General features: G+C 60.7%; 16 protein-coding genes. 7 read left to right on the top strand and 9 right to left on the bottom strand.

Features of this window, described 5'->3' with window-relative positions; genetic code table 11:
* Positions 1-186: 186 nt before the first annotated feature.
* Positions 187-363 (top strand): hypothetical protein, encoded by a 177-nt coding sequence (locus AACY36_RS22355; protein WP_339418472.1) that lies wholly within the window; start codon positions 187-189, stop codon positions 361-363.
* Here the strand turns inward: AACY36_RS22355 and AACY36_RS22350 are convergent.
* On the bottom strand, positions 341-832 hold the full coding sequence (locus AACY36_RS22350) for an MgtC/SapB family protein (RefSeq protein WP_339497590.1): 492 nt from the start codon (positions 830-832) through the stop codon (positions 341-343). The two genes, AACY36_RS22355 and AACY36_RS22350, sit on opposite strands and share 23 nt — an antisense overlap.
* A gap of 121 nt (positions 833-953) precedes the next feature.
* On the opposite strand from AACY36_RS22350, the gene AACY36_RS22345 reads away from it, so the two are divergent.
* The 4 genes from AACY36_RS22345 to AACY36_RS22330 all read left to right on the top strand — a co-directional run bounded on the left by AACY36_RS22345 (position 954) and on the right by AACY36_RS22330 (position 4,817).
* Entirely contained in the window at positions 954-1,193 is a 240-nt protein-coding gene (locus AACY36_RS22345; protein ID WP_339418470.1) for a DUF3203 family protein, read from the top strand.
* A 184-nt stretch (positions 1,194-1,377) separates the two neighbouring features.
* Complete coding sequence (ccoG, locus tag AACY36_RS22340) at positions 1,378-2,787, top strand: cytochrome c oxidase accessory protein CcoG (RefSeq protein ID WP_339427999.1); 1,410 nt, start codon at positions 1,378-1,380, stop codon at positions 2,785-2,787.
* 64 nt (positions 2,788-2,851) lie between these two features.
* Positions 2,852-4,261: a GntR family transcriptional regulator MpaR gene (gene mapR / locus AACY36_RS22335; RefSeq protein WP_339418467.1), complete on the top strand. Its 1,410-nt coding sequence runs from the start codon at positions 2,852-2,854 to the stop codon at positions 4,259-4,261.
* Between the two features lie 91 nt (positions 4,262-4,352).
* Positions 4,353-4,817, top strand: coding sequence for a hypothetical protein (locus tag AACY36_RS22330; RefSeq protein ID WP_339497588.1), 465 nt, complete (start codon positions 4,353-4,355; stop codon positions 4,815-4,817).
* A 7-nt stretch (positions 4,818-4,824) separates the two neighbouring features.
* On the opposite strand, the gene AACY36_RS22325 is transcribed toward AACY36_RS22330, so the two are convergent.
* From AACY36_RS22325 to AACY36_RS22290, 8 genes are all read right to left on the bottom strand, one after another.
* Positions 4,825-5,571: an SDR family oxidoreductase gene (locus AACY36_RS22325; RefSeq protein ID WP_339418464.1), complete on the bottom strand. Its 747-nt coding sequence runs from the start codon at positions 5,569-5,571 to the stop codon at positions 4,825-4,827.
* Positions 5,572-5,625: 54 nt separating this feature from the next.
* Positions 5,626-7,722, bottom strand: a complete 2,097-nt coding sequence (locus AACY36_RS22320) for a putative bifunctional diguanylate cyclase/phosphodiesterase (protein ID WP_339497586.1) — start codon at positions 7,720-7,722, stop codon at positions 5,626-5,628.
* A 282-nt stretch (positions 7,723-8,004) separates the two neighbouring features.
* Complete coding sequence (locus AACY36_RS22315; protein WP_339418460.1) at positions 8,005-9,474, bottom strand: efflux transporter outer membrane subunit; 1,470 nt, start codon at positions 9,472-9,474, stop codon at positions 8,005-8,007.
* Complete coding sequence (locus tag AACY36_RS22310) at positions 9,471-12,578, bottom strand: efflux RND transporter permease subunit (RefSeq protein ID WP_339418458.1); 3,108 nt, start codon at positions 12,576-12,578, stop codon at positions 9,471-9,473. Before AACY36_RS22310 ends, AACY36_RS22315 begins: the two co-directional genes overlap by 4 nt.
* Entirely contained in the window at positions 12,575-15,676 is a 3,102-nt protein-coding gene (locus AACY36_RS22305; protein ID WP_339497584.1) for an MdtB/MuxB family multidrug efflux RND transporter permease subunit, read from the bottom strand. Before AACY36_RS22305 ends, AACY36_RS22310 begins: the two co-directional genes overlap by 4 nt.
* Positions 15,673-16,971 (bottom strand): MdtA/MuxA family multidrug efflux RND transporter periplasmic adaptor subunit, encoded by a 1,299-nt coding sequence (locus tag AACY36_RS22300; protein ID WP_339497582.1) that lies wholly within the window; start codon positions 16,969-16,971, stop codon positions 15,673-15,675. The genes AACY36_RS22305 and AACY36_RS22300 overlap by 4 nt, the downstream gene beginning before the upstream one ends.
* Positions 16,972-17,202: 231 nt before the next feature.
* A complete protein-coding gene (tpx, locus tag AACY36_RS22295; protein WP_339418454.1) occupies positions 17,203-17,703 on the bottom strand; it encodes a thiol peroxidase in 501 nt (166 codons plus the stop codon).
* A 143-nt stretch (positions 17,704-17,846) separates the two neighbouring features.
* On the bottom strand, positions 17,847-18,227 hold the full coding sequence (locus AACY36_RS22290; RefSeq protein ID WP_339428002.1) for a hypothetical protein: 381 nt from the start codon (positions 18,225-18,227) through the stop codon (positions 17,847-17,849).
* A 242-nt stretch (positions 18,228-18,469) separates the two neighbouring features.
* Here AACY36_RS22290 and AACY36_RS22285 point away from each other — a divergent pair, with 242 nt between their 5' ends.
* Positions 18,470-19,759, top strand: a complete 1,290-nt coding sequence (locus AACY36_RS22285; protein ID WP_339497580.1) for a glycosyltransferase — start codon at positions 18,470-18,472, stop codon at positions 19,757-19,759.
* Between the two features lie 72 nt (positions 19,760-19,831).
* On the top strand, positions 19,832-20,737 hold the full coding sequence (locus AACY36_RS22280) for an AraC family transcriptional regulator (RefSeq protein WP_339418448.1): 906 nt from the start codon (positions 19,832-19,834) through the stop codon (positions 20,735-20,737).
* Positions 20,738-20,747 lie beyond the last annotated feature (10 nt).

The raw sequence follows: 20,747 nt of genomic DNA, 5'->3' as shown, positions 1-20,747 counted from the left end.
GCCCTATGGACGCTCTTTGCTTGATCCGAATTCTGGTGCGGCCATGCTCTCCCTGAGCAGCGCCGCTTATAGGTCCGAGCCTGCGTCGCTGTTAAAAGTTCAGGTGAATGTGTCGCCACTGGGCGGGAATCAATTCAGCCCGGCGGCTGTCCACCGCTAGAGCCAAGCACAAAGGAGGCCACACCGATGAATATCCCAATCCCGGCTGAAACGCCGGACCCCAATATCGACATCCCGACCCTGCCGCCGACCGAGCCGGCGCCAATTCCGGAAAAGGAGCCGCCAGAAAATGAGCCGCCGCCGGTCGAAGAACCGCCGACGACCATGCCCCCGGTGATCGTCAGTCCTTCTCGAAACGCTTGACGATTTTCGGCATCACGCTGAACACCACCAAGGCCAGGAATGTGCTCAGAACCGCTGTCGATTCCCGGCCCAACCCGGCCGAGACCCCAATCGCAGCGGTCATCCACAAGCCGGCTGCGGTGGTCAGGCCTTTGACATGGCCGTCTTCATCATCCTTGCCCTTGATGATCGTGCCAGCGCCGAGAAAGCCGATCCCGGCGATCACGCCCTGTACCACCCGGCTCATGGCATCCGCCTGCTTGCCAGACATTTGCGGCACCATGACAAACAGCGCAGCGCCCAACCCCACCAGCATATGTGTGCGCACCCCGGCGGCCTTGCCCTTGCTCTCTCGCTCAAAACCGAGAATGCCGCCGAGGATCGAGGCGATCAGCAGCCGCACAGTGATCTGGGTGAGCTGCCTGGCGTCGCCGATGTCGGCAAATTCAGCCTGCAGGGTTTGCCACACTTCATGCCACCAAGCGTCCATCTCAGCTGTCCTTTGTCATTGTTGGTAAAGGATGGACAGCGGCGACCGCCAGTCAGTTGCCTGGAACCCCTGCGCAGCGCCGTCCCCTAACCTTCAATAGCTCACAAAACAGGAGATCAGCATGCCCATACGTATCGAAAACCAACTGTGCTACTTCATGCTCGATGACAACGGCCAGGAACAGAGCGTGCCAGCGACCCGGGTCAATATTGTTACCGACATCGACAAATCCATGTCTTACGTGGAATTGGCGGGCGAGCGGATCTATATCACCGAAGCCGAGGCAGACGCGCTGACGGTCGCGGGCGCCCACGATGAGCGTCAACATGTAAAGGCCGACGGCCCTGGTTCGTTGATTTGATTGATCTGCATCAGCACACCCCAGACAATGCTGCGCCGCTTGTTCCACGGGGTGCAGCGGATTGTCGCAGCGACTCTCTCATAGTCCATCTGATCCGCTTTTTATCGCCCTAGCTGAGTCTGTTATGCAAACAGAGCCACGCGCATAGTTCATCCGCCTGATGGAGGCTGATGAGCGAACGACCATGAGCGAACGAATCCCCACCGTGGAAACCTTTGAGCCCATACACCCAAAGAAGGTGAAGGCCAAATCCAGCGACAACCTGGTTCATACCCGCAGCTTTACCGGCGTGTTCCGCACTTTGCGCGTGTGCGGTGCAGGCTTTCTGTTCCTGGCCTTTTTCGGCACCGTGTGGCTGAACTGGGGTGGCAGGCAGGCGGTGCTGTGGGACCTGGCGGACAGTAAATTCCACATTTTTGGCGCCACGTTCTGGCCGCAGGACTTCATCCTGCTGTCGGCCTTGTTGATCATCTGCGCCTTCGGCCTGTTTGCGATCACCGTATTTGCCGGCCGCGTGTGGTGCGGCTATACCTGCCCGCAAAGCTCGTTTACCTGGCTGTTCATGTGGTGCGAGAAGGTCACCGAAGGTGAACGCAACCAGCGCATCAAGCTGCAAGCCGCGCCCTGGAGCCTGAACAAACTGGCGCGACGCTCGGCCAAACACACGATGTGGCTGGGCATCAGCGTGCTGACCGGGCTGACCTTTGTCGGCTACTTCACACCCATCCGCCCGCTGGCCGCAGAATTGCTGACCTGGCAAATGGGCGGCGTCAGCCTGTTCTGGGTGCTGTTTTTCACCGGTGCCACCTATCTCAACGCGGGCTGGCTGCGTGAAGCGGTGTGTATGCACATGTGCCCGTATGCGCGTTTCCAAAGCGTAATGTTTGATAAGGACACCCTGACCATTTCCTACGACGTGGCCCGCGGCGAACACCGTGGCCCGCGCAAACGTGAGGTCAAACCCGCCGACGTCGGTCTGGGCGATTGCATTGACTGCCAACTGTGCGTGCAGGTCTGCCCGACCGGCATCGACATCCGCGATGGCCTGCAAATGGAATGCATAGGCTGCGCGGCGTGCATCGACGCCTGCGATTCGATCATGGACAAGATGGGCTACGCGCGCGGTTTGGTGAGCTACACCAGTGAACATCAACTGCAAGGCGGCAAGACCCACCTGCTACGGCCGCGCCTGATCGGCTACAGTGCCGTGCTGTTAGTGATGATTGCGGCGTTGGTGGTGGCGCTGGTGGAACGGCCGATGGTGTCACTGGATGTCACCAAGGACCGTGGCATGTTCCGTGAGAACGCCCAGGGCCTGATCGAAAACATCTACAGCCTCAAGGTGATCAACAAGACCCAACAGCACCAGGACTACCGCCTGGAACTGGTGGACGCCGATGGCTTCCAGCTGCAAGGCAAGACCGAGATCAGCCTGGCGCCGGGGGAAATCAGTGATGTACCGGTGTCGGTGGCCTTGCTGGCGGATAAACCGGCGAGCAGTTCGCAGGCCCTGCGCTTCAAGGTGACGGATGTGGATGAACCGTGGATCTACAGCGCGGCCGATAGCCGCTTTGTGGCGCCGCTGAACCGCTGAGGCCTGTCAGGCACTGAAGATCCCATTTAGCCCTGCGTACAATTTAAGAAAGTGATTAGGCCCCATGAAACGCTACGAAAAATTCGCCGACGACATTGCAGAACTGATCCGCTCCGGCGTGCTCGGCTCCGGCCAGCGGGTGCCGTCGGTGCGCTATGCCAGCCAGACCTATGGCGTCAGCCCCTCCACGGTGTTCCAGGCCTATTATCTGTTGGAGCGCCGCGGCCTGATTCGCGCGCGACCGCGCTCTGGCTACTTCGTCAACACCCATGCGCCCAGCCCGTTCTCCGAGCCGGTGGTGAGTGAACAGGTGCACGAATCCACCGAAGTGGACGTCAGCGAACTGGTGTTCTCAGTCCTCGACTCGATCAAGGACCCCAACACCGTGGCTTTCGGCTCGGCCTTCCCCAGCCCGATGCTGTTCCCGCTGCCGCGCTTGGCACGCTCCCTGGCCAGCGCCAGCCGCGAGATGGACCCGCGCCTGGTCGTCACCGACATGTCACCGGGCAACCCGCAACTGCGCCGGCAAATCGCGCTGCGGTATATGGTCGGCGGGCTGATGCTGCCTATGGAAGAGCTGCTGATTACCAATGGCGCGCTGGAAGCACTGAACCTGTGCCTGCAAGCCGTCACCGAACCGGGCGACCTGGTGGCAATCGAAGCCCCGGCGTTCTATGCCTGCCTGCAAGTGCTGGAGCGCTTGAAACTCAAGGCGGTGGAAATCCCCGTGCACCCACGCGATGGCATTGATCTCAACGCACTGGCGCAAAGCCTTGAGCGCTACCCGATCAAGGCCTGCTGGACCATGACCAGCTTCCAGAACCCCATGGGCGCGACCTTGCCGGAAGCCAAGAAACAAGCGCTGGTGGAGCTGTTGCGCGGCCATCAGGTGCCGCTGATCGAAGACGATGTGTACGCCGAACTGTATTACGGTCAACAGGCCCCCAAACCGGCCAAGGCTTTCGATACCGAAGGCCTGGTGATGCATTGCGGTTCCTTCGCCAAAAGCCTGGCGCCTGGCTATCGCGTGGGCTGGGTCGCAGCCGGGCGCTTTGCGCAGAAGGTCGAACGCTTGAAGTTAATGACCTCGCTGTGCCCATCGATGCCCGCCCAGGCAGCGATTGCCGATTACCTGCAACACGGCGGCTATGACCGGCACCTGCGCAAATTGCGCTATGCCCTGGAAGAACAGCAAAGCGCCATGCTGGCTGCCATCGCGCGCTACTTCCCGGCGCAGACGCGCGTCAGTCAACCGGCCGGTGGCTATTTCCTGTGGCTGGAATTGCCGGAGCAGACGGATTCGTTGAAGTTGTTCCAGATGGCGTTGGCGCAAGGTATCAGCATCGCGCCCGGGCCGATTTTCTCGGCGACCCAACGGTTCAGGAACTGTATTCGCTTGAACTACGGCAGCCCGTGGACTGAAGCGTCGGAGAAGGCGATGGAGACGTTGGGACGGATTGTGCGGTCATTTTGAACAGGAACCGAACCTAACAGAGGGCCACACAGGAAAGCGCCTGCCTCACTTCGAGACAGGCGCTTTCGCCAAGTCCAACTGAAGGTTTCTCATGAACACGCCTGCCTCTTCAAGCCACATGCAGTTGCCAATTCCACCCCATTACATGCGTGCAGCCGAACAGAAGCAGGTGCGCAAGATGACGGGCCCCATGGGGCGTCCTAGCGGTGACCTTCGTTCGGCAGACAGGATTATCGAGCAGAGCCCTGTACTTAAGCACTTTTTGGACAACCGCGATAATTACCACCTGCTTGATGACCTGAAGATGCAAGTCGGTGACTGGACCACAGCCAATCCGGGCCCGGAAGCAAGGGCCAATGCGGCCTACGACCTGGACAAAGTGTTGCGGTTCATTGATAACTTGGACGATCGCAGCTTGAACGCCAGCCATAGTCGCAACGGGCAGATCGACGGTTTCTCCAGCAACGGCTACAGCACCCTGGATAACTCGGAAGCCAGCCTACTCAAGGAGTTTTCCCACAAAGGCTATTCAGTGCTGCGCCGTCTACCGACCTGAAGGTGCGCTAGCGGCCGCCGCCTAAATCCAGAAAAGTACCGGTGGTATACGAAGCTTTGTCCGACAGCAGCCAGATAATCGCTTCCGCCACTTCATCCGGGCGCCCGCCCCTGGCCATGGGGATGCCGGACTCGAGTTTGCTGACGCGGTCCGGGTCGCCGCTCAGGGCGTGGAAGTCAGTGAAGATGTAACCAGGGCGCACGGCGTTGACACGAATGCCCTCGCCCGCGACTTCCTTCGACAAGCCCAGGGTGAACGTGTCGAGCGCGCCTTTGGAGGCCGCATAATCGACGTATTCACCCGGCGAGCCCAGTCGGGCCGCCACCGATGAGACGTTGACGATGCTGCCGCCCTGCCCGCCATGCTTGGGCGACATACGCAGCACCGCGTGCTTGGCACACAGGATCGGCCCGAGCACGTTGGTTTTCATGATTTTAAGGATGCGGAACTCGGACATCTCATCAACCCGCGCCTTGTGCCCCACGGTGCCAGCATTGTTGACCAGTGCAGTGACGCGACCCAATTCGGCGTCGACACGGTTGAACAAGGCGATCACTTCATCTTCGCTGCTCACATCGGCGCGCACGGCAATCGCCTGGGCGCCCAGCGCACGGACCAGCTCGAGCACGCGGTGAGCAGCCTCTTCGTCGGACTGGTAGTTGATGCAGATGCGATAGCCCTCGCGAGCGGCCAGCGATGCCGTCTCGGCGCCAATCCCACGGCTGCCCCCGGTGATGATGACGACTTTGTCCATACGTGCGTTCTCCTGATTCAACCTGACAGTTAGGGTCGTATCCGAGAATACCCGTCACGCACGGCTTTTGTCAGGCGCAACGCCTGTATCGGCGCGTTGGATATCGGCCATGAACGCCTCCGCCGGCAACGGGCGCCCCAGCAGATAACCCTGCAGGGAATCACACCCCAACTGAGTCAGGAAACGCTGCTGCACATTGGTTTCCACGCCTTCGGCGACAATGCGCAACCCCAACGCCTGGCCGAGTGCGACGATGGCCGAGACGATGGCGGCGTCATCGCTGTCGTGCTCCAGGTCGCGGACAAACCCACGGTCGATCTTCAGCTCATTGGCGGGCAGGCGCTTGAGGTACATGAGGCTGGAGTAACCCGTACCGAAGTCATCGATGGACAAATCGACCCCCATGTCCGACAGCGCCTGCAACACGGTCATGCTCGCATCGGCATCGCTCATGGCGGTGGTTTCGGTGATTTCCAGGGTCAGGTTGTTGGCGGGCAACTGATGGCGTTCAAGGGCCGCGGCCACGCTCTTGACCAGTCCGGCATGGCAGAACTGCATGGCCGAAAGGTTCACCGCTATGCGCCAGTCTTCGTAGCCTTGGGCGTACCAGATACTCATTTGACGACAGGCTTCATTGAGCACCCACTCGCCGATGGGAATGATCAGCCCGGTCTTTTCCGCCCGTTCAATGAACATCCCCGGCAGCAGCAGCCCCTGTTGCGGATGCGCCCAGCGCAACAGCGCTTCGGCACCCACCGGAATACCGCTCACCGCGTCGAACTTGGGCTGGTAGTAGAGCTGGAACTGCTGCTGTTCCAGGGCATTGCGCAGGTCTTGCAATAACTGCAACTGCTTGCGCGCATTGGTGCTCATCGATGCATCAAAAAAGCTGTAGCCGTTTTTGCCCACGCCCTTGGCGTGGTACATCGCGGCGTCAGCGTTCATCAGCAGTTCCCGGGGGGTGCCACCATTGCCTGGGAACATGGCGATACCAACGCTGGCGGAGATCTTCAGTTCATGTTCGGCTACCTGGAACGCGCGATTAATCAGCATCACCTGGCGTTCGGCAAGGCCGAGCGCGTCATCCGGCTGGGTCAGTTGCACCAGCAATACGAACTCATCCCCGCCGATACGCGCCAAGGTGTCCTGGCTACGCAAATCTTCACGCAGGCGTTGGCCAACTTCACGCAGCAACTGGTCGCCCATGTGGTGGCCGAAGGCATCGTTGACCGGTTTGAAGCCGTCCAGATCGATAAACATCAGTGCAAAGCAACCGCCCTGCTCCTTGACGGCCTGCATGGCTTGTTGAATACGGTCGGCGAGCAAGGTGCGATTGGGCAAGCCGGTGAGCATGTCGTGCAGGGCTAGGTGGGTCAGTTCCTCATTGGCTTGGGTCAGGGAGTCAGCGAGCACCGCCGTGCGGGCTTCCAGCCGCGCGTCGAGCAATGAAGTCAGCAAGGCGATGGCGAGCACCGCCAGGGTCGTGACCAGTACCAGATTGTCCAGGCCATTGCCGCTCAAGCCATCCAGTGCGGCACCGCAGAAACTGTCATCGGCGAACTGCGCCGCCGCCATACCGGTGTAATGCATGCCGACGATGGCAAACCCCATGACGACCGCTGCGCCACCCCGTGCCAGGCGCACGTATGGTGTATTACGACGCAGGTTGAAGGCGATCCACAGCGCTGCGCCGCAGGCTCCGACGGCAATCAACAAAGAAGCGCCAAACAAGGCCGGGTCGTAGTCGATACCCGGCGTCATGCGCATCGCGGCCATGCCGGTGTAGTGCATGCAGGCGATGCCCGTGCCCATGATCAGCGCACCAAATGCCAGTTGCCACGCGGGTAAACGCGGCTGGCTGACCAACCACAATGCAAAGCCGCTGGAGAGCACCGCGATCAACAACGACAACCCGGTGATGCCGCTATCGAAGCCGAGCGCAAACGGTAAACGCAGCGCGAGCATGCCGATGAAATGCATCGACCACACCCCGATCCCCATCGCCATCGCGCCGCCGGCTATCCATAGATAAACCGCGCGACCTTTGGCGGTGGCAAGGCGGCCGGATAGGTCCAACGCGGTGTAGGAAGCAAGGATCGCGACAAACAGTGAGATCGCGACCAGGGAGGGTGAATAACTACCGATGAGCATGGGACTTCTCGTGCGCAGCAGGCCTGAGAGGCCCGTGCAAATTGGCAAAGCGGGCGATTGTAGCGAGAATAATTCTTGTACAGTTGATTAATTATCGCATAGCCATTACTGGCATTTTGACGTCAATCGGCCGGCTCGAAAACCCCTTAATTCTTTTGTTTAGGTTGAGTCCAAATGTCGGAGCGGGCTTGCTCGCGAAGGCGGTGAATCAACCCACTAATCCGGTGACTGACACACTGCCTTCGCGAGCAAGCCCGCGCCCACATTGGACTGAGTTCACACTCACTCTTTCTCGGCAATGGGTGTTTGCCCATCCCAACCACCGCCCAGCGCGGCGATCAGTTGCACACTGGCCACCAGGCGCGTCTGCAGCAAGGTCAATACGGTGCGTTCGTTGCTCAGGGCCGTCGCTTGCACGGTGACCACGTCGAGATAGGCAATCAGCCCGGCCTTGTACTGGTTCTGGGTCAGCCGTAGCGATTCACGCGCGGCCTCAAGCGCTTCATTGCTCACCACCGCCTCGTCTTCCAGCACCTTGAGCTGCACCATGTAGTTTTCCACTTCGCGCAAACCATCCAACACGGTCTGGCGGTACTTGGCGACGGTCTCATCGTAGCTGGCCACGCTGCGGTCAACTTCCGCCGAACGCTGGCCGCCGTCGAACAGGGTCATGGCGAGCTTGGGGCCTACCGACCAGAAGCGGTTGGGCAGGCTGATCCAATCGGAATAGGTGCTGCTCGAATACCCCCCGGCGAGGCTCAGGCTCAGGTCCGGGTAGTAGGCGGCCTCGGCCACGCCGATATTGGCGTTGGCGGCGATCACCGAGCGTTCCGCCGAGGCGATATCCGGGCGACGCTCAAGCAGTTGCGACGGCAGGCTCAGCGGAATCTGCGGCAGTGCCGGAATATCTTTGCTCACTGCCAGGTTGAAGTTGGCCGGCGCCTCGCCGATCAGCACGGCAATTGCGTTCTCCAGCTGGGCACGCTGCCAGATGAGGTCGATCAGGCTGGCCTGGGTGGTCTTGAGCTGGGTTTGCGCCTGGGCTACCGCGTCTTTGCCGGAGACCCCGGCACGGTATTGGTTCTGGGTCATTTGCAGGGAGCGTTGATAGGCCTCCAGCGTGGCTTGCAGCAAACGCGTCTGTTCATCCATCACGCGCAGTTGCAGGTAGCTTTGCACCAGTTCCGACTGTTGGCTCAGGCGCATCGCTGCCAGGTCCGCCGAGCTGGCTTCGGCGCTGGCCTCGTTGGCTTCCAGGCCACGGCGCAATTTGCCCCAGATATCCGCCTCCCAGCTCACGCCCAACTGTGCGTTCAGGGTGTCACGGATACCGCTGCTGGAACTGCTCAGGCTGGCGCTGCTGCTGCCGGTGCCTTGGCTGGCGCGGGTTTTACCGACGCTGAGGTCAACAGCGGGGTAAAACGCACCACGGGAACTGCGCACCAGCGCCTGGGCCTGGCGAAAGCGCGCTTCGGCCTGGGCGACGGTTTGGTTTGAGTGGTTGAGGCGCAGCACCAGGTCATTGAGCTGGCGGTCGCCGTACAGTTCCCACCAGGCGCCACGGGCCAGGTCGTCGCTTGGGGTTGCCTGGCGCCAGCCCTGGGCTTCTTTGAACTGGGCGGGCTCGACGACTTCCGGACGCTTGTAGTCGGGACCAACGGCGCAGGCGCTGAGCAACACGCCACACAGCACCAGGCTCGCCACGCGGCAACCGCGGAACATGGCCAAGCGGGCAAAGGTTGAATCGGTCATAGCGCAGTGTCCAGGGCAGCATCGGTACGCACGCCGCGCCATTTGTTGAAGCGATGGCGCGCGCGGTCCAGATAGAGGTAAACCACCGGGGTGGTGTAAAGGGTCAGGACCTGGCTGAACACCAGGCCGCCGATGATGGTCAGGCCCAGGGGGCGACGCATTTCCGCGCCATCACCACTGCCCAACAGCAAAGGCAACGCACCGAGGATGGCCGCCAGGGTCGTCATCAGGATCGGCCGCAAACGCAGCAGGCAGGCGCTGCGAATCGACTCCATCGGGCCCATGCGGTCGTTACGCTCCAGCTGCAGGGCCAGGTCGATCATCAAGATCGCGTTCTTCTTCACCACACCAATCAGCAGGAACAGGCCCAGCAAGGAGATCAGGCTGAACTCGCCCCCCGTCAGGTAAATAGCGAGCATCGCGCCAACACCGGCCGACGGCAGGGTCGAGAGGATCGTCAAGGGGTGGATGTAGCTTTCATACAGAATGCCCAGCACCAGGTACACCGCCACCAACGCGCCGAGGATCATGAACGGCTGGCCCTTCTGTGTGGCCGCGAAGGCATCGGCGGTGCCGGCCATCTTGGCGATGACATCTTCTGGCAAGCCGACCTTGGCAATCGCCCGCTCGATAGCGGCCGTGCCCTGCTCGACTGTCACTCCGGGCGCCATGTCGAAGGCAATGTTTTCCGAAGCGAACTGGCCTTCGTGGCTGACGCGGTCGTCCGCCAGGCTGTTCTCGTAATGGGCAATGGTCGATAACGGTACCCGCGCGCCGTCAGCGGTGATCACCTGCATCTGGTTCAGGGTGATCGGGTCCTGCGCGTATTTGGGATTGACCTCCATCACCACCTGATACTGGTTGAGGCTGTCGTAGATGGTGGAAATCTGCCGCTGGCTGTAGGCGTTGTTGAGCACCGCCGTGACCATATTCATGTCGATACCCAGGCGTTTGGCCTGGTCGCGGTCGACAATCAGCGTGACCTGCGCCGCACCCCGGCCTTCTCGGGCGTCGATGGCGGTGAGTTCCGGCAGCTCACGCAGGGCCGCGACGACCTTCGGATACCACAGGCGCAGTGCCGCCAGGTCGCCACTTTGCAGGATGTAGGAATACTGCGCACTGGTCTGGTCGCGGCTGCCGCCGAATTGCAGGTCCTGGTCGGCCATCAGGAACAGCCGCCCGCCCGGCACCAACGGCAGGTCCTTGCGCAGGCGCTCGATCACCGCCTGGGCGGAAATCTTGCGTTCGCTGATTGGTTTGAGGCGTACCAGCATCACCGCGTTGTTGGTGCCACTGTTGCCGCCGATAAAGCCGGCCACGCTGAGCACTGCAGGGTCCTTGAGCACGGCTTTGCGGAAGGTTTCCATCTTCGGTTGCATCACGCTGAACGACAGGCCGTCATCGCCTCGCACAAAACCGATCAACTGGCCGGTGTCCTGCTGCGGCATGAAGGTTTTCGGTACCACCACGTACAGCACCACGTTCAAACCAATGGTCAGCAACAGGCTGAGCAGGGTCAGGCGACGATGGCGCAGCACCCAGTCCAGGCTGGTGGCATAGCCGGCGACCATGCGGTCGTTGACCTTCTGGCTCCAGCGCTGCAAACCGGTCATTTCGCCTTTGACATGGGGCTTGAGCCAGCGCGCGCAAAGCATCGGCGTGAGGGTCAGCGAGACAATCAGCGACACAATGATCGCCGCCGACAAGGTGATGGAAAACTCGCGGAACAGGCTGGTGACAATCCCCCCCATGAACAGGATGGACAGGAACACCGCCACCAGCGACACGTTCATCGACAGCAAGGTAAACCCGACTTCCTCGGCCCCCAGGTACGCCGCCTTCATCGGCGGCACGCCTTCGTCGATATGCCGGGAAATGTTCTCCAGCACCACAATGGCATCGTCCACCACCAGGCCGGTGGCCAGGATCAACGCCATCAAGGAAAAATTGTTCAACGAAAAACCGTACAGGTACATCACCGCGAAGGTGCCCACCAGCGAAACCGGCACCGCCAGGGTCGGGATCAGCGAGGCGCGGAAGTTACCGAGGAACAGGTACACCACCAGAATCACCAGGCCCACGGCGATCAGCAGGGTCATCTCGGCTTCGTGCAAGGTGGCCGTGATCACCGGCGAGCGGTCCATCGCCAGGCTCAGCTTGACGCTGGACGGCAGCACCGCTTGCAACGCCGGCAACTGCGCCTTGATCTGCCTGACCGTCTCGATGATGTTGGCACCGGACTGGCGGTTGATCACCAGCAGCACCGCCGGTTCGTTGTTGAAGAAGCCGCTGTTGTAGCGGTCTTCCACGCCGTCGCTGATCTTCGCCACATCACTCAAGCGCAAGGCGGCACCGTTCTGGTAACGGATCAACAGCGGCTCGTAGTCCTTGGCCTTTTCCAGCTGGTCGTTGGCCTGGATCTGCCAGTTGCGCTGGCTGTCTTCCAGGGACCCTTTGGGCCGGCGCTGGTTAGCATTGGCGATGGTGTTGCGCACATCGTCGAGGGCCACGCCGTACTGGTCGAGCGCCTTGGGCTCCAGCTCGATGCGCACCGCCGGCAGGGAGCTGCCGCCGATCTGCACTTCGCCTACGCCCGGCACCTGGGACAGGCTTTGCGAAAGAATGGTCGAGGCCAGGTCGTACAGCTCGCCCTTCTGCAGCACGTCCGAGGTCAGCGACAGCACCATGATCGGCGCCTGGGACGGGTTGATCTTTTTGTAGGTGGGCATGCTGCGCATGCCGCTGGGCAGCAGGTTGCGCGAGGCATTGATTGCCGCCTGCACTTCCCGCGCAGCGCCGTTGATATCACGGTCGGAGTCAAACGCAAGGATCACCCGGGTGGAGCCCTGGCTCGACGAGCTGCTCATGGTGGTAATGCCGGCAATCGAGCCAAACGAGCGCTCCAGCGGTGTGGCCACGGTAGACGCCATCACCTCGGGGCTCGCGCCAGGCAAGCTGGCCGACACCACGATCACCGGAAAATCGATCTGCGGCAGCGGGGATACCGGCAGCAGGTTGAAGCTGACCCCGCCCAGCAACATGATCGCCAGGCTCAGCAGCATGGTCGCTACCGGCCGGCGAATGAAAGGTCCGGACAGGTTCATGGCTCAACCGGCTCCAGGCTTTGCGGCTCTTTGCGCCAGCGACGGCCCAGGCGATCGAAGTACAGGTAAATCACCGGCGTGGTGAACAGCGTCAACACCTGGCTCACCAGCAGACCGCCGACCATCACCAGACCCAAAGGTTGACGCAATTCAGCGCCGGAACCCGTGGCGAGCATCAACGGCACCGCGCCAAACAGCGCCGCCAGGGTGGTCATCAGGATCGGCCGGAAGCGCAGCAGCGCCGCCTGGTAGATCGCGGTCTGTGGGTCGAGGCCCTGGTTGCGTTCGGCATCGAGTGCGAAGTCGATCATCATGATCGCGTTCTTCTTGACGATACCGATCAGCAAAATGATGCCGATGATCGCAATCATGCCCAGGTCATTGCCACTGAGCAGCAACGCCAGCAAGGCGCCGACGGCCGCCGACGGCAAGGTCGAGAGGATGGTGATCGGGTGGATATAACTCTCATAGAGCACACCCAGCACGATGTACATGGTGACCACCGCCGCCAGGATCAGCAGCAAGGTGCTCGACAGCGAGGCTTCGAACGCCTGGGCCGCGCCCTGGAATTGGGTCTGCACGCCCACCGGCATGCCGATGTCTTTCTGGGTCTGGTTGATCAGCTCCACGCCTTTGCCCAACGCGACACCAGGCGCCAGGTTGAACGACATCATCACCGCCGGGAACTGGCCGATGTGCGCAATCGCCAGTTGTGCCTGGCGCTGTTCCACATGGGCCAGGCTGGACAAGCGCACCTGGCCGCCATCGGTGGTTTTCACATGGATCTGGTTCAGCGCATCCGGGCCCAGGGTTTCGCCGGACTGGGCCTGCAATACCACGCGGTACTGGCTGGCCTGGGTATAAATGGTAGAAATCTGCCGTTGGCCGAAGGCATCGTAGAGCGCATCGGTGATGCTCGATACGCTGACACCCAGGCGTGACGCCGCATCGCGGTCGATCATCAGGTACACCTGCAGGCCCTTGTCCTGCAGGTCGCTGGCAACGTCGGTGAGTTCGGGCATCTGGCTCAACGCGTGGACTAGTTTTTCGCTCCACAACGCCAGCAGTTCGGCGTCCGGCGATGACATGCTGAATTGGTACTGGGTGCGGCTGACGCGGTCTTCGATGGTCAAGTCTTGCACCGGCTGCATGAACAGGCGGATGCCCACCAGCTTGTCGATTTGCGGCTGCAGGCGGGTGATCACTTGGGCTGCGCTCAAGTCGCGCAGGCCGTGAGCCTTGAGGTTGATCAGCAAGCGCCCACTGTTGAGGGTAGCGTTGTCACCGTCCACACCAATGTAGGACGACAGGCTTTCCACCGCTGGATCGGCCAGGATGATCTTCGCCAGCGCCTGCTGGCGCTGGCTCATGGCGGCGAAGGAAATCGACTGCGGCGCTTCGGAAACACCCTGGATCACGCCCGTATCCTGCACCGGGAAGAAGCCTTTGGGCACCACCAGGTACAGCACCACGGTCAGGCCCAGGGTCGCGATGGCGACCAGCAGGGTCAGCGGTTGGTGCCGGAGCACCCACTGCAACATGCTTCCATAACGCGCGATCAACCAATCGATCCACGCACCACTGGCTTTGTAGAATCGGCTTTGCTCCTCTTCCTTGGGTTCACGCTTGAGCAGCCGCGCGCACATCATCGGCGTGAGGGTCAGGGACACCACCAGGGAAATCAGGATCGCCACTGCCAGGGTGATGGCGAACTCACGGAACAGGCGCCCCACGACGTCGGCCATGAACAGCAGCGGAATCAATACCGCGATCAGCGACAGGGTCAGGGAAATCAGGGTAAAACCGATTTGCTTGGCGCCCTTGAGCGCGGCGGCAAGCGGCGTTTCGCCCTCCTCGATATAGCGCGAGATGTTCTCCAGCATCACGATGGCATCGTCCACCACGAAACCGGTGGCGATGGTCAAGGCCATCAGCGTGAGGTTGTTGATGGAGAAACCCGCCAGGTACATCACACCAAAGGTACCCACCAGCGACAGCGGCACGGCGATGGACGGAATGAGCGTGGCGCTGACCCTGCGCAGGAACAGGAACGTCACCATCACCACCAGGGCGATGGCGATGAGCAGTTCATGTTGCACGTCTTTCACCGACGCCCGGATGGTTTGGGTGCGGTCTGTGAGCACCGTCACGTCGAGGCCGGCCGGCAGGTTGTCGGTGATGCTTGGCAGCAGCGCCTTGATGCGGTCCACCACCTCGATCACGTTGGCCCCCGGCTGGCGCTGGATATTCAGCAGCACGGCCTGGTTTTCATTGGCCCAGGCGGCGAGGCGCTCGTTTTCGGCGCCGTCGACGATCTGTGCCACGTCTTTTAGACGCAAAGGCGCGCCGTTGTTGTAGGCCAGGATCAACTCGGCGTATTGCGCAGGCGAGACCAACTGATCATTGGCATCGAGCATCGACACGCGGGTGGGGCCGTCGAAGTTACCCTTGGGCTGGTTGACGTTGGACGCAGCGATCAAGGTGCGCACGTCCGACAGGTTCAAGCCGTTGGCCGCCAGGGCCTCGGGGTTGACCTTGATGCGCACGGCCTGGCGCTGGCCACCGGCGATGCTGACCATGCCGACGCCGCTGATCTGCGCGATTTTCTGCGCCATGCGCGTGTCGACCAGGTCATTGAGCTTGGGCAGCAACATGGTTTTTGACGTGATGGCCAGGGTCAGCACCGGGGTGTCCGCCGGGTTGACCTTGTTGTACACCGGCGGCGCCGGCAAATCCTTTGGCAACAGGTTGGTCGCGGCGTTGATCGCGGCCTGCACCTGTTGCTCGGCGACATCCATATTGATGTCGAGGTTGAAACGCAGGGTCAGCACCGACGCGCCGCCGGAACTGGTGGACGCCATTTGCGTGAGGCCGGGCATTTGCCCGAACTGGCGCTCCAACGGCGCGGTGACCGCACTGGTCATCACATCCGGGCTGGCGCCGGGGTACAGGGTCATCACCCGAATGGTCGGGTAGTCCACTTGGGGCAAAGCCGATACCGGCAACAAGCGGTACGAAATGATGCCGGCCAAGACAATGGCCAGCATGCTCAGCGTGGTGGCGACCGGGCGAAGGATAAACAGTCGCGACAGGTTCATGAACCGACCTTTTGCGCCTTGCCGGCAGCAGCGCCGGTCTCCCCTTTCGCGGCGGGCTTGCCTTGCAGGTGTTCGGTCGGCGTAGTCGGCACTTCGCTGCTCTCATTCACCACTTCGACTTCGCTGCCGTCCTTGAGACGGTCAGTGCCTTCCAGCACCACGCGGTCGCCGGCCTTGAGACCTTGCTTGATCACCGTGTTATCGCCATCGGTATCGCCGACCACCAGCGGCTGCACCTTGACCTTCTTGTCGCCGTCGAGCACGTAGACGAAGGTGCCGGTGTTGCCGAACTGGATCGCCGCCGACGGCGCCAGCACTACGTTATGCAGGGTGTCAGCCAACAAGTGCACATTGACGAACTGATTGGGGAACAGCGCCTGGTCCTTGTTATCAAAGCGCGCCTTGAATTTCAGGGTGCCGGTGGTGACGTCGATCTGGTTGTCCAGGCTTTGCAGTACGCCGGTGGCTTGTACTTTCACATCGCCGCGGTCCCAGGCTTCCACAGGAAGTTTGTTGCCGGCGTGGTAGCGAGCAAGCACGGTTTCCAGGGTATTTTCCGGCAGGGTGAAGACGACGCTGATCGGTTGGGTCTGAGTGATCACGGCCAGGGCGGTGGTGTCGTTGGCCGCCACCAAGTTGCCAACGTCCACCTGGCGCAGGCCTAAGCGGCCGCCGATCGGCGCGCGGATCTTGGTGAAGTCGAGGTTGAGCTTGGCGTCATCCACCGCGCCCTGGTTGGTCTTGACCGTGCCCTGGTATTGCAGGACCAGCGCTTCGGCGGTGTCCAGGGTCTGCTTGGCGATACTGTCCTGGGCGAACAGGTCGCGATAACGCTGCACGTCGACCTGGGCGTTTTTCAGTTGGGCCTGGTTCTGCATCAGCGTGCCCTGGGCCTGGAGCAAGGCGTTCTGGTAGCTGCGCGGGTCGATCTCGGCCAGCAGGTCGCCGGCCTTGACCCTCTGCCCTTCTTCAAACGCGATCTTCACCAACTCGCCGCCCACCCGGCTGCGTACATTGATCGTGTTCAGCGCGGTAACCGTGCCCAAGGCCTTGTAGTACACCGGGAACTCGCCAAGCACCGCAGGCGCCACGCGTACCGGCACCGGGCCAGTGGAACCACCAAACCCAGGGCGCGCCATGCCGGTCTTGCTCGCATGGCCGCCCGGCGCGTCTTTATGGGCGGCACCGCTGGGCCAGAATTTCCAGCACAGGCCGGCGATAGCCAGCAGCACAAGCAGGCCGAACAACCAGCGGCGGGAGTTGCGGGGGGGGGATTGCATGGAGTGATCAACCATTGGGCGCGAGAGCTTCTTCTTTGGGAGGCTGAAAGATAAGCACTGGAGCGCGTTAAGAAAAGCGCCTTTACCGGCTATTTACCTTGGGCTTAAAACTGTAAACATCTGCGCTTAGTCCGTTCGCCATTTCGCTAAGCACCTGAGCGACAAATAAAAACGGCCTGGACTAGGCCAGGCCGCAAGCATGCATCATACGTGTTACTGCCAAACGACAGTAACGTACCGAAACAGTTACTTCAAAACAGCCAGGGCTGCCTCGTAGTTTGGCTCCTGGCCGATTTCGCTGACCAGCTCGCTGTGCAGCACATTGTCATGTTCGTCCAGCACGACAACGGCGCGCGCGGTCAGGCCTTTGAGCGGGCCATCGGCAATCGAAACACCGTAGTCCACCGCGAAATCCGAATCACGGAAGTCGGACAGGTTCTTCACGTTTTCCAGGCCTTCGGAGCCGCAAAAACGCGCCTGGGCGAAGGGCAGGTCGGTGGAGATGCACAGCACAACAGCGTTGGTCAGCTCGTTGGCCTGGGCGTTGAATTTACGCACCGACGTGGCGCAGGTCGGGGTGTCGACGCTTGGGAAGATATTCAGCACTTTGCGCTTGCCGGCAAAGGTCGCCAGGGTTGCGTCCGACAGATCGCCGGCAGTCAGGGTGAAATCAGGGGCTTGGGTACCGGTTTTCGGCAATTCGCCTTCAACCTGGACAGGGTTACCACGAAGGGTGACTTGAGCCATGAACGGAATCCTTATGCTGTGTTGGGTTTAACGAATTCGAGAGGCCGAAGTTAACCACAAACTGCTCAGAGGACCTATGGCAAACACATTATTTATAGAAATACGGGCGCCGGCATCTGCGATGCCAGACGCCCACTCGACTGTTAAATATTAAAGCGCTGACTGACTGTCCTGCGGTCATCAGGGCCACCCATGTCAAAAATGAACGTCACGAAGATCTCAATCCAGATGGAGCCTCCCACGGCCATCGTATGGGTGGTATCCCAGACATGCCATTGACCGTCCTGCCGCCTGTTATCAGGGGAATCGACCTTCCACTTTGCATCATTCTCGGCTTTTACCTCGAAATTGATGTTTGCACTGTGGCGATTACCATTGGCGGTGAACATGTACCTGAGCGTTTGTACTGTCAGACTGCTGCCCACTCGATTCCAGCGCATTTCGAGATTGCCGGTGTAGCCGCTGGCACTTCCTGAAAATGTATCGCCTACCCAACTTGCGGGGGCCGAAGTTTTTTTGTCCATTTTAGATGTGCTCCTCGGATGATGGTGAATTCCCCCACGCCAGAGGCCCGGGAGACGCCTCATCAGACTGCCTGCCCCGCCTACGCTGCATAACTGTGATAATTGACAGTCAGTTAGTTCATTTCGCGATCATCGAGCAGTCAATCTCTGACGTTCAGGAAACGCGTAGGTGTCGTCACTCCATGTTTTAATGCTGATTTTTGCCGGCCATGCAGCCGGAACACGTGCAAGGATTCGAGTTAATGAACCACCGCGCCACCAAAGTCCTGGTCATTGGTTATGTCTGGCCGGAGCCCCGTTCTTCAGCCGCAGGCGGGCATATGATGCAGCTTCTTGAGAGTTTTCTTACGCAAGGCTGGGACATTACCTTCAGCAGCCCTGCGACCATTGGCGAGCACAAGGCCGATCTGCCTGCCCTGGGCATAGCCGAATGCGCAATCGAATTGAACAACTGCAGTTTCGACGATTTTATACGCGAACTCGCGCCGCATATCGTGCTGTTTGACCGTTTCATGATGGAAGAGCAATTCGGCTGGCGCGTCGAGAAATGCTGCCCCAACGCTCTGCGCGTACTGGAAACGTCCGACCTGCAAAGCCTGCGCGATGCGCGACATCAGCGCCTCAAGGATCACCTCAAGGCCCACCCCGACAGCGACGACTTCAGCGCGCTGTTTTCCCCGGCATTGCACGAAGAATTCCAGCTGATGGCCGACACTGACCTGGCCAAGCGCGAAATCGCGGCGATCTACCGCTGCGATATCGGCCTGATGATTTCCGACGTGGAAATCCGTCTGCTCACGGAGCACTTCAACGTGCCAGCCGCCCTGCTCCACTGGTGCCCGTTGATGCTGGAATCGCCAACCGAGCTTTTTGCGCCGTTTGAAGACCGCGCGCACTTCCTCAGCATCGGCAACTTCCGCCACGCGCCCAACTGGGATGCGGTGCTCTGGATGAAAAACAGCCTGTGGCCGCTGATACGCCAGCAATTGCCGGGGGCGCAGCTGCATATCTATGGTGCCTACACCCCGCCCAAGGCCACGGCGCTGCACAACCCGGCCCAGGGCTTTCATGTGATGGACTGGGCCGAAGATGCGCTACACGTCATGACCGCTGCACGCATCTGCCTGGCGCCCTTGCGTTTCGGCGCCGGCATCAAGGGCAAGCTGGCGGACGCGATGCTCTGTGGCACGCCGAATATCACCACGCCCATCGGCGCCGAGGCGATGGGTGATGAGCAACCGTGGCCCGGGGTGATTGAACAAAGCGCACCTGCACTGGCCGCCGCCGCCGTGGCGCTCTACCAGGACCGCGAACGCTGGACCCAGGCCCAGGAAAACGGTCGCCAGTTGGTGGCGCGCCGCTACGACCAGAACATTCATGGCCCCGCGCTGGTGGCATGCTTGCAACACTGCCGTAGCCATCTCGCTGCGCATCGCAGGGACAACTTCACCGGCAGCATGCTGCGCCATCATGCCCATAAAAGTACCCAATACATGTCCCAGTGGATCGAGGCAAAAAACCGCAGCGTATAAACACCAGCGCTGGCGAGGTCACGTGCGAGGGGGCATTATCCTACGCGGCAACCACAATAAAGCGACGGCAGCATGACCCGAGCAACGCGAATCACCGACCCTTCCTACGAGTTGATGGACGATCACAACGGTCTGTCCATCATCTATCGCCAGCACGGCTTCCCCTGCCCGCTGGTGCGCTGGCACTTTCACAAGGAATTCGAGCTGCACCTGATCGTCGCGAGTTCCGGCAAGGTGTTTATCGGCGACTATATCGGCAACTTCTACCCGGAAAGCCTGTTTCTCACCGGCCCCAACCTGCCCCACAACTGGATCAGCCAGATCGAGGAAGACGAGGTGGTGCCCAAGCGCGACATGCTGGTGAACTTTACCGATGAGTTGCTGGAGAACGGCAGCCACATTTTCACCGAACTCAAGACGCTGGCACCGCTACTGGAACGGGCGCAGTACGGCATCGAATTTCGCTGCAAACGCACGATTGCCCAGGCGATGACCTTGATGCAACGCATCGAGGATGCCCAGGGCATGGCGCGCCTGGGACACTTCTTTATTTTGCTGGAGGTGCTGAGTGCCTGTGAGGACTACCAACTATTGTCCGGTGCAACCACCCCGCAACTGGCGGACGAGCACAGCATCGACCGCACCAACCGTGCAGTGGATTACATATTTGCTCACTACGCACGCGAGTTGCCGCTGGAAGAAGTCGCGGCCTACCTCGGGATGAAGCCCACGTATTTCTCCCGGGTGTTCAAGCAAGCCACCGGACGCACCTTCATCGAGTTCGTCAATCGGCTGCGTATCAGCAAATCCTGTGAACTGCTCGCCGACGGCGACAAACCGGTGACCGATGTGTGCTTTGAATCGGGCTTCAATAATATTTCCAACTTCAATCGGCGCTTCCAGCAGCTCAAGGGCATGACGCCGTCGCACTACCGTCGGTTGGCGGTGCAGCGCTTGACAGAGCAGAACCTGGCTTGACCGCCCGTCG

This window comes from Pseudomonas sp. EA_15y_Pfl1_P101, from assembly GCF_963970835.1.
In the GTDB taxonomy this organism is placed as follows: domain Bacteria; phylum Pseudomonadota; class Gammaproteobacteria; order Pseudomonadales; family Pseudomonadaceae; genus Aquipseudomonas; species Aquipseudomonas tritici.
The sequence above is the reverse complement of the archived record's forward strand: the minus strand, read 5'-3'. Positions and strand labels throughout refer to the sequence as shown.

Bases quoted from the DNA above. Each gene is read 5' to 3' on its own strand.
- AACY36_RS22300 (WP_339497582.1), bottom strand. From the start codon at position 16,971: ATGGTTGATCACTCCATGCAATCCCCCCCCCGCAACTCCCGCCGCTGG.
- AACY36_RS22350 (WP_339497590.1), bottom strand. From the start codon at position 832: ATGGACGCTTGGTGGCATGAAGTGTGGCAAACCCTGCAGGCTGAATTT.
- AACY36_RS22325 (WP_339418464.1), bottom strand. From the start codon at position 5,571: ATGGACAAAGTCGTCATCATCACCGGGGGCAGCCGTGGGATTGGCGCC.
- AACY36_RS22305 (WP_339497584.1), bottom strand. From the start codon at position 15,676: ATGAACCTGTCGCGACTGTTTATCCTTCGCCCGGTCGCCACCACGCTG.
- mapR (WP_339418467.1), top strand. From the start codon at position 2,852: ATGAAACGCTACGAAAAATTCGCCGACGACATTGCAGAACTGATCCGC.
- AACY36_RS22290 (WP_339428002.1), bottom strand. From the start codon at position 18,227: ATGGACAAAAAAACTTCGGCCCCCGCAAGTTGGGTAGGCGATACATTT.
- ccoG (WP_339427999.1), top strand. From the start codon at position 1,378: ATGAGCGAACGAATCCCCACCGTGGAAACCTTTGAGCCCATACACCCA.
- AACY36_RS22330 (WP_339497588.1), top strand. From the start codon at position 4,353: ATGAACACGCCTGCCTCTTCAAGCCACATGCAGTTGCCAATTCCACCC.
- AACY36_RS22345 (WP_339418470.1), top strand. From the start codon at position 954: ATGCCCATACGTATCGAAAACCAACTGTGCTACTTCATGCTCGATGAC.
- AACY36_RS22355 (WP_339418472.1), top strand. From the start codon at position 187: ATGAATATCCCAATCCCGGCTGAAACGCCGGACCCCAATATCGACATC.
- AACY36_RS22315 (WP_339418460.1), bottom strand. From the start codon at position 9,474: ATGACCGATTCAACCTTTGCCCGCTTGGCCATGTTCCGCGGTTGCCGC.
- AACY36_RS22285 (WP_339497580.1), top strand. From the start codon at position 18,470: ATGAACCACCGCGCCACCAAAGTCCTGGTCATTGGTTATGTCTGGCCG.
- AACY36_RS22310 (WP_339418458.1), bottom strand. From the start codon at position 12,578: ATGAACCTGTCCGGACCTTTCATTCGCCGGCCGGTAGCGACCATGCTG.
- AACY36_RS22320 (WP_339497586.1), bottom strand. From the start codon at position 7,722: ATGCTCATCGGTAGTTATTCACCCTCCCTGGTCGCGATCTCACTGTTT.
- AACY36_RS22280 (WP_339418448.1), top strand. From the start codon at position 19,832: ATGACCCGAGCAACGCGAATCACCGACCCTTCCTACGAGTTGATGGAC.
- tpx (WP_339418454.1), bottom strand. From the start codon at position 17,703: ATGGCTCAAGTCACCCTTCGTGGTAACCCTGTCCAGGTTGAAGGCGAA.